This is a genomic window from Bartonella sp. MR168JLCBS, assembly GCF_042194175.1.
The window spans coordinates 1-8,592 of sequence record NZ_JBHIMP010000022.1 but is presented as its reverse complement, the minus strand read 5'-3'; the positions used below and the strand labels follow the sequence as shown (position 1 = coordinate 8,592).

At 38.3% G+C, this 8,592-nt stretch carries 2 protein-coding genes and 2 pseudogenes; all 4 read left to right on the top strand.

The window, feature by feature from the left end; genetic code table 11:
- Positions 1 to 257 (top strand): YadA-like family protein (locus ACFIK8_RS08415; protein WP_375636755.1); only part of this gene is annotated, 257 nt, incomplete at its 5' end.
- Positions 258 to 444: 187 nt separating this feature from the next.
- Positions 445 to 846: pseudogene (locus ACFIK8_RS08410) on the top strand (YadA-like family protein); the annotation flags it as partial.
- A 1,102-nt stretch (positions 847 to 1,948) separates the two neighbouring features.
- Entirely contained in the window at positions 1,949 to 5,512 is a 3,564-nt protein-coding gene (locus ACFIK8_RS08405; RefSeq protein ID WP_375669186.1) for a YadA-like family protein, read from the top strand.
- A 1,222-nt stretch (positions 5,513 to 6,734) separates the two neighbouring features.
- A pseudogene (locus tag ACFIK8_RS08400) lies at positions 6,735 to 8,592 on the top strand (hypothetical protein); the annotation flags it as partial.

The window sequence follows — 8,592 nt, the reverse complement described above, 5'->3', positions numbered from 1 at the left end:
ATTATGCTATTGAGGATGTTCGCAAGGAAGCAAGACAAGCAGCAGCGATTGGTTTAGCGGTGTCCAACTTACGTTACAATGATGCACCAGGAAAGTTAAGTGTTGCACTTGGTAGTGGTATATGGCTCAATCAGGCTGCATTTGCTATTGGGGCTGGTTATACATCTGAAGATGGAAATACTCGCTCTAGTCTATCTGTGACAAATGCCGGAGGGCGCTGGGGTGTAGGTGTCGGATTAAGCTTAACTCTAAATTAATAAAATTCACTACTATTATTTTCAAAAACGCTCCTGTCTATACAAGACAGGAGCGAAAAGGGTTACACGATTAAAAGAACGGTTCCCACAAATAATAATGCCAGCATTAATATTGAAAATAAAACAGAGAAAAGGTGTGAAGAGTGGCGTGTTTTACGCAAATTTGACAGAAGTCGTGGAGGGGGCTGGTTGGTTGTTACATGACAGTGAGCAGCAGATTAAGACAGTTTTTGATGATGCTAAAAAGTATACGGATGATCAAGTCAATACTATAGTCAATAATGCTGTTAACGAGGCGAAATCCTATACCGATATGAAGTTTGAAACGTTGAGTTATGCCATTGAAGGTGTTTGAAAAGAAGCAAGACAAGCAGCGGCTGTTGGTTTGGCAGTGGTAGGTTTACGTTACAACGATACACTAGGGAAGTTGAGTGTTTCATTTGGTACGGGTTTTATGGTGCAGTCAATCCGCATTTGCCTTTGGTGCTGGTTATACATCAGAGGACGGATTCATTCGCTCTAACCGATCTGTCATGAGTGCAGGGAGTTACTTGGGGTAAGTGCAGGAGTAAACTCACCGCTGAATTAACGATAAAAAATGCATTTTCTCTTGTCTCATCAGACGAGGGTAAAAATTTTATAAAGAAGTGATATTTTACACAGAAATTCATAGAGTAGTATACTTATAAAGTTTTATAACAATGTTATTCTGTAGTAATAATCTTAGTGGGACAGATTTTAGTTACAGTGAAGCATTCTAACAAAAAAATTTACAAATGCAGAGTGATGTCTTCATATAAATTAATAGAGCGCGCAATTGCACAATATTTTAAAACTGTACGGTTTATAATTTTATTAATAGAAATATCCATTGGGGGGTATGCTTGAAGAAATAAAAAATCTCATTTTTTACTATTTTTATTATTTTCTTCATATGCAGCAGCTGGAATGCTTAAATAAGCTCACTTTGATCAAAACAGGGGTATTTAAAGCATAACGATGCACCAGCACTTTTATAAAAGCCCAAAGTGTAAACAATGAGGCTATGAATTTTAGAATTATTTCATAAATCAGCAAGACGCATTATATAAAAAATAATTAAATCATTTTTTTCCTTGCTATTTTTTTTAAAGTCTGTAAGAATGTAAAGGATTAGTTAAAAGACACTAAGAATCTTTTCGCAAAGCGGGGTGCGGTAAATTATGAAGAAATCACACAATCACTATTATCTTATTTCAGAAAGCTTTAAGAGACACACATCTAAAGCTCAGGGATATCTCGCTTATCTTTACGACAAAAGCACAATAACCCTACAAAAAATGCTCTAAATCACTCAGCAAACAACCTAATCCTCCTCCGCAATAAACATCCTTTATTGCCTCTTCAACACACAATACCTAATAATAGTACACAAACATGTTTTATTTACACTTCTTTCACCTTTCTTCACCTTTAAATTTAAAGGCTTTGCTAAAAAAAGAAAATCCTCCGTAAAAGGGGGAAATAAAAACCTTATTAATTGGGCTATCAATCAACGCCAACCACAATCTCATTGATATCTTAGATAGTCCTCTTCCTTATTATGACAACCCTAATCTTTTATAAAACAAGAAAAAAACAAACCCTGGAGCCTAGTAGCACCGGAATATGTCTTTTTAATGTTTTTAATATTTTTCTTACTTGGAGAATTTATGATGAAAAAAACATATACCACACCACACACGCTAGCAGTGAGTAATTTAAAAAATTCTTGCTCGTCTCATGGATTACCTTTTATTAGAACGCTTTCATTAGTGTCAGTAGCTGTCTTTTTATCAAATGCTTCTCCTGTTTCTGCTTGTGATACGTGGGGTAATGTAGCGAAGTATTTTGGTGGTGGTACAAATATACTGAAAAGTATTGCGCCAACCTATGTGATTGACGGTAACGTGTATAGAGATGTTGGCTCTGCGTTTGCTGGTGTGGGAGATTCTTTCCAGCGATGGAAGAATGAAGTTAATGCGAATATTAATAATAAATTTAATCAATATGATAATAAAATTAATCAATTAGTTTCCAATAAGTATGTTATGCAAAATGGCGCAGGGACAATTACAATTGGTGCGAACACACACGGCATTGCAGTAGACTTTGCAAATAGTTCTCGTGAGTCGCGAATTCTTATGGGTGTTCGTGATGGTATGGTTGGCCCAAGATCAGATCAAGCAGTCAATGGTAACCAGCTTTATAATTTGGGCTCTGGGGTTGCTGATTCTTTGGGTGGTGGTGCCTACTATAGCAATGGAAGGTGGTCAGCTCCTGTTTTTATGATTAAAGCCTTTGATCAGTATGGAAATGAGACACACAAAAATTATAGGAGTGTCGCAGATGCATTTGGTGGCGTGAATAATTCTTTTGCGAATCTTAATAAAAAGATTGAAAATATAGTCATTAGTGGGACAGGTAATGGTCTTGTTAAGCACGATGCTGCAACAGGGACTATTACAATTGGTGCGAACAAAAAAGGTTATATAGTAGACTTTGCAAATAATTCTCATGAGCCGCGATTTATTATGGGTGTTCATGATGGTTTGGTTAGCGCAACATCGAATCTAGCAGTCAATGGTTCCCAGCTTTATAAATTGGGCGCTGGGGTTACGAAGTCTTTTGGCGGTGGTGCTGGATATGATGAAATTGGAAACTGGAGTGCTCCTACTTTTACAGTTAAAGTCTTTGATAAGGATGGTAAGGGAGCTGACAAGGGCTATAGTAATGTCGCAGATGCCTTTACTGGCGTAAGTAGTTCTTTCACGAATCTTAATAAAAAGATTGAAAATATAGTCATTAATGGGACAGGGAATAGTCTTGTTAAGCAAGATGATACAGGGCTTATTACCATTGGTGGAGCAGTAAGTGGAGCTAAAGTAAGTATTGCAAACGTTAATAATGCGGCACGGACTCTTTCCGGTGTTAATGCTGGTTCAATTACAGAAGCTTCCACTGATGCGATAAATGGTTCTCAACTTTATTCTATGAGCAATGTCGTTGCAGGCTATTTTGGCGGTAATGCTAGCTATAAAGATGGAAAGTGGAGTGCTCCTACTTTTACAGTGAAGGTCTTTGATGAGAATGGTAAGGGAGCTGACAAGAACTATCATAATGTTGCAGAAGCCTTTACTGGCGTAAGTAGTTCTTTCACGAATCTTGATAAAAAGATTGAGAATGTAGTTACTAATGTGGTGGGTGATAGTCTTGTTAAGCAAGATGATACAGGGCTTATTACCATTGGTGGAGAAGTAAGTGGAGCTAACGTAAGTATTGCAAGCGTTGATAATGCGGCACGGACTCTTTCCGGTGTTAATGCTGGTTTGATTACAGCAACGTCAACTGATGCGATAAATGGTTCTCAACTTTATTCCATAAGCAATGTCGTTGCGAGATATTTTAGTGGTGATGCTGGATATGGTGAAGATGGAAGCTGGAATGCTCCTACTTTTACAGTTAAAGTCTTTGATGAAAATGGTAATGGAGCTGAAACGCAATATGGAAATGTTGCGGAGGCACTTTCTGGTGTAAGTAGTTCTTTTACAAATCTTAATAAAAAGATTGAAAGTGTAACAGGCGATAGTTTTATTAAGCAAAATAGCGCTGGGCTTATTACCATTGGGGGAAGCAAAAGTGGCGATAGAATAGACATTGGAAACAATGTTAATGTCCCACGAGTTCTCTCTGGTGTTAAGGGCGGTGCATTTACGAAAACATCGACCGAAGCAGTAAATGGTGGCCAGCTTTATTATATGTCTCAGGCATTTGCAAATTATTTTGGCGGTGGTGCTGGATATAATGAAGAGGGGAAATGGTCAGGTCCTACTTTCACGGTTAAAGTCTTTGATAAGGATGGTAATGAGAGTGAGAAAAAATATAATAATGTCGCGGATGCATTTGCTGGCGTAAATAGTGCTTTCACAGTTTTGAATGATCAGCTTATGGAGATAAAGGAGGGCTCTGCTATTGGTGAAAAACCTAAATTGGGAGGTGGTCATTCGGATATTATTTCAGAAGGCTTTCCTTTTATGAGAAGCTTATCTCTTATGAGAAGTTTACCTCTTGTCATGGATGAAGAGGAATATGCCATGGGTGATGATGGGACTCTGCCTCCGGTAACTATTTCTCCTGACATAGAATCAACTCAAGTAAGTCTTATGACTACTTCAGGTAAAAAACGGAGTCTTTTTGGTCTTGTTAATGGTGATATTTCTGCTAACTCAGACGAAGCAATCAATGGTTCCCAACTTTATGCTATCAGCGCAGGTCTTTCATCTTATTTCGGTGGTGGTGCTGGATATAAAGAGGGCAAATGGAGCATTCCATCCTTTACTGCTATGAAGTTTGATGAACAAGGTGGTTTGGTTGAGATGGCAACCTATAATGATGTAGCTTCCACGTTTGGCATTATACGTAAGAGCATGTTGATGATCAATACACGTCTTGAGGCTGTTGAACAGAAGGAAACCCCTAGCGTAGCCTCCAATGGATTCCCATGGGACGCAGGAAAAGAAGGGTATGACGCTAGTCATGATGGTAAGCCCAGCAAGATTGTCAATGTAGAGAAGGGTGCTCTTGTAGAAAATTCAACAGACGCCGTGAATGGAGGACAGCTCTGGACGACGAATGAAAAGGTAACAGCAGTTGAAACCAAGGTAGCAGCAGTTGAAACCAAGGTGAATCTTGCGGTTAGCTATGATGTTGATAAAGAAAGCGGAAAGAAAACCAATAGCATCACTCTAAAAGGTGCCGATGACAGTGAACCTGTTTTGATTACTAATGTTAAAGATGGAGAAATTAAAAAAGGCTCTAAGGACGTAGTGAATGGTGGTCAGTTACATGATTACACAAAACAGCAGATGGAGACGGTTCTTGAAGATGCCAACAAGTATACGGATGAGAAAGTTAACGGTCTTGTCAATGATAGTATTAACGAGGCGAAATCCTATACCGATATGAAGTTTGACGCACTAAGTTATGATATTACGAATGTGCGCAAAGAGGCAAGGCAAGCAGCAGCGATTGGTTTGGCAGTGTCTAACTTACGTTACTTCGATGATCCAGGATCTGTGAGTGTTTCATTTGGTGGTGGTTTTTGGCGTGGCCAATCTGCCTTTGCTATTGGTGCAGGTTATACATCTGAAGATGGCAAGATTCGCTCTAATCTATCAGCAACCAGTGCCGGAGGTCAGTGGGGCGTAGGTGGTGGAATAACTCTGAAATTAAGATAATATCAGAGTATATGAAAAACTACAATTTAAGCGAAGTTTCGCCCTTGTCTCATCAGACAAGGGCGAAATTTTATATTATAGAGAAGTAATATTTTACAGAGAAAGCTATAGAGTAGTATACTTATATAAAGTCTCATAACAATATATTCTATAGTAAGAATCTTAGTGAGATTTATTTTAGTGAGAAGTGAAGCACTTTAACAAAAATTTTACAAATACAGAGTAATACTCTCATATAAATTGATAGAGTGCGTAATCGCACAGTATTTTAAAACTGTACGTTCTATAATTTCATTGATAGAAAATATCCATTGGGGGGATACGTTTAAAAAAGTAAAAATCCCATTTTATTATTTTACTTATTTGCTCTGTACATAGCAGTAGCAATCATGAGGTATGCAACAGCGGCAATTATGAGTAAGACTCATTTTGATCAAAATGGGATACCTCAAACAAACTATGAAACAGAAGCTCTAGACAAGTCTATAATGCATGGAATCTATGAATTTTAAAGTTATAAGGATATTTCACGATTGTATAAATCGGAAAGACTCATTCTGTAAAAATAATTAAATTCATTTTCTTCTTGCTATTTTACTCAACAGTCTATAAAACTATAAAAATAGTCTTTAGTAAGACTCATTCTGGTAAAAACAGAAAAAGTTCTCGCAAAGGGAGGTGCGACGGATCATGAAAAAATCACACAACTATCCTCGTTTTATTTTAAAGCTCTTCAAGCGAAAAAATCTAAAACTCGAGAGTATGTCGCTTATCCCCTACGATAAAAGCGCAATGATTTCACAACAAATACTCTAAATCATTCGCCGGACAACTTAACCTTTTTCCGCAACTATACCTTATAGCCTCTTAAGCATACAAAATGACCTCTTTCACTTTAAAAACTATAAACCGCAGATCTAACAACAGCGTGCAAATATGTCCTCTTCGTATCCGTTCTATCTATTTCCTCCCCCTCAAATTCAGAAATTTTGTTGCAAAAAGAGAACCCTTCTTAAAGGCGAAAAAAATCAAAAACCCATTAACCAAATCGCTAATCAACCTTAATCGCAGCCTTGCCGAAGCTCTAATTACTTCCGTTCGCCTCTGCGACAAACCTAAACTTTGTAAAGAACAAACAAAACCATACCACAAAATCATCCCTAGCGCTGAAATGTGTTTTTTTTATGTTCTGAATATGTTTTTTTTACTTGGAGAATTTGTTATGAAAAAATTATATACCACATCAAAAGCGCCAGTGGTGAATGATTTTAAAAATTCTTGCTCGCTTTATCGATTACTTTTTATTAAAGCGCTTTCATTGGCTTCAGTGATTATCTTTTTATCAAATATTTCTCCTGTTTCTGCTAATACTCAGATTTTTAATAACATATCAAGCGGTTTTAGTGGCGGTACAAATGTGCTTAAAGCCATTCCACCAGCCTATGTTGTTGGCAGTAAATTATATAAAGATAGTGGCTCTGCATTTATAGAGGATGAAGATGCCTTCAAAAATTTAAATCCTAATATTAAGTTTCAAACGCAACTTGCACTTGATACTGCGCTTGAGACTGCATTTGCGGGTAGGGAAAGTTCTAAGGATGAAGATGCTTTCAGAAATTTAAATCCTAATATTAAGTTTCAAACGCAACCTGCACTTGATACTGCATTTACGGGTAAGGAAAGTTCTAAGAAGGAAAGTTCTAAGAATGTAGCGGATGCATTTTCTGGCGTGAAAAGTGCTTTCACAAGTTTAAATCATCAACTTGCTGAGATAAAGGAGCCCCCTGCTATTGAAGAGAAACAAAATAATCTATTTTTAAGAAGCTTATCCCCTGCACTAAACCGAGAGAATGAGGGAGGCACGATAACTATTTCTGCTAAATCACCATTAAAAAAAATAAGTATTCTGAATAGTGAAGGTGAACCTCGGCTTCTTTTGGATGTTGCTGCTGGTAGTACCACAGAAGACTCAACCGATGCGATAAATGGTTCCCAGATTTATGCAGTGAACAAAAGGCTTGCAAATATTTTAGGCGCTCCTTTTGGCGTGAACACGGCGAATGGAGTTTGGGTTCCTGGTAGCTTCCCTTCACAGAGATACGATGTGGGCACCGCGTTTGGCGTCGACTATAAAAATCTAGTTGATTTCTCTACAGGTACAGGTGCATCTTTCGCAATCGTTGGTAAAGACATTAGCCATATTATAAAAGCTTTAGGCGGTGGTGCTGGCTTTGATCCTAAAATTCAGTTTGGGGATTCTTGGATTGCTCCTACATTCAAGGTTAAAACCTTCAATAAAGATGGCACTGCGACTGAGAAGTCTTATAACGATGTCGCGACTGCCTTTGCCGGTGTTGGTGATTCATTCGAAAACGTTAAAGATACATTCAAGAATGTTAAGGATGAAATTACCAAAGAGATCGAAAAAGACATTACCCTTGCTCAAGGTGACGCTTTGTTATGGGACAAGACTAAAGGCGCCTTTGTGGCCTTGCATGGGGAAAAGGACAGCAAAACAAACAGCAAGATTACATCCCTTGCAAATGGAGACGTTACTGCAACCTCAAGCGATGCTGTAGCGGGCAATCAGCTTCATACCCTAGGAAGCAGTGTTGCAAAATCTTTAGGCGGTGCTGCTAGCTATGAGAATGGCGCATGGGTTGCTCCTACATTCAAGGTTAAAACCTTCAATAAAGATGGTACTGCGACTGATAAGTCTTATGACAATGTCGCGACTGCCTTTGCTGGTGTTGGTGATTCATTCGAAAACGTTAAAGATACATTCAAGAATGTTAAGGATGAAATTACCAAAGAGATTGAAAAAGACATTACCCTTGTTCAAAGCGATTCCTTGTTATGGGACAAGACTAAAGGCGCCTTTGTGGCAACGCATGGGGAAAAGGACAGCAAAACAAACAGCAAGATTACATCCCTTGCAAATGGTGACGTTACTGCAATCTCAAGCGATGCTGTAGCGGGCAATCAGCTTTATACCCTAGGAAGCAGTGTTGCAAGTTATTTTGGCGGTGGTGCCAAGTATGATGGTGGAACATGGACCGCTCCTACATTCACGGTTAAGA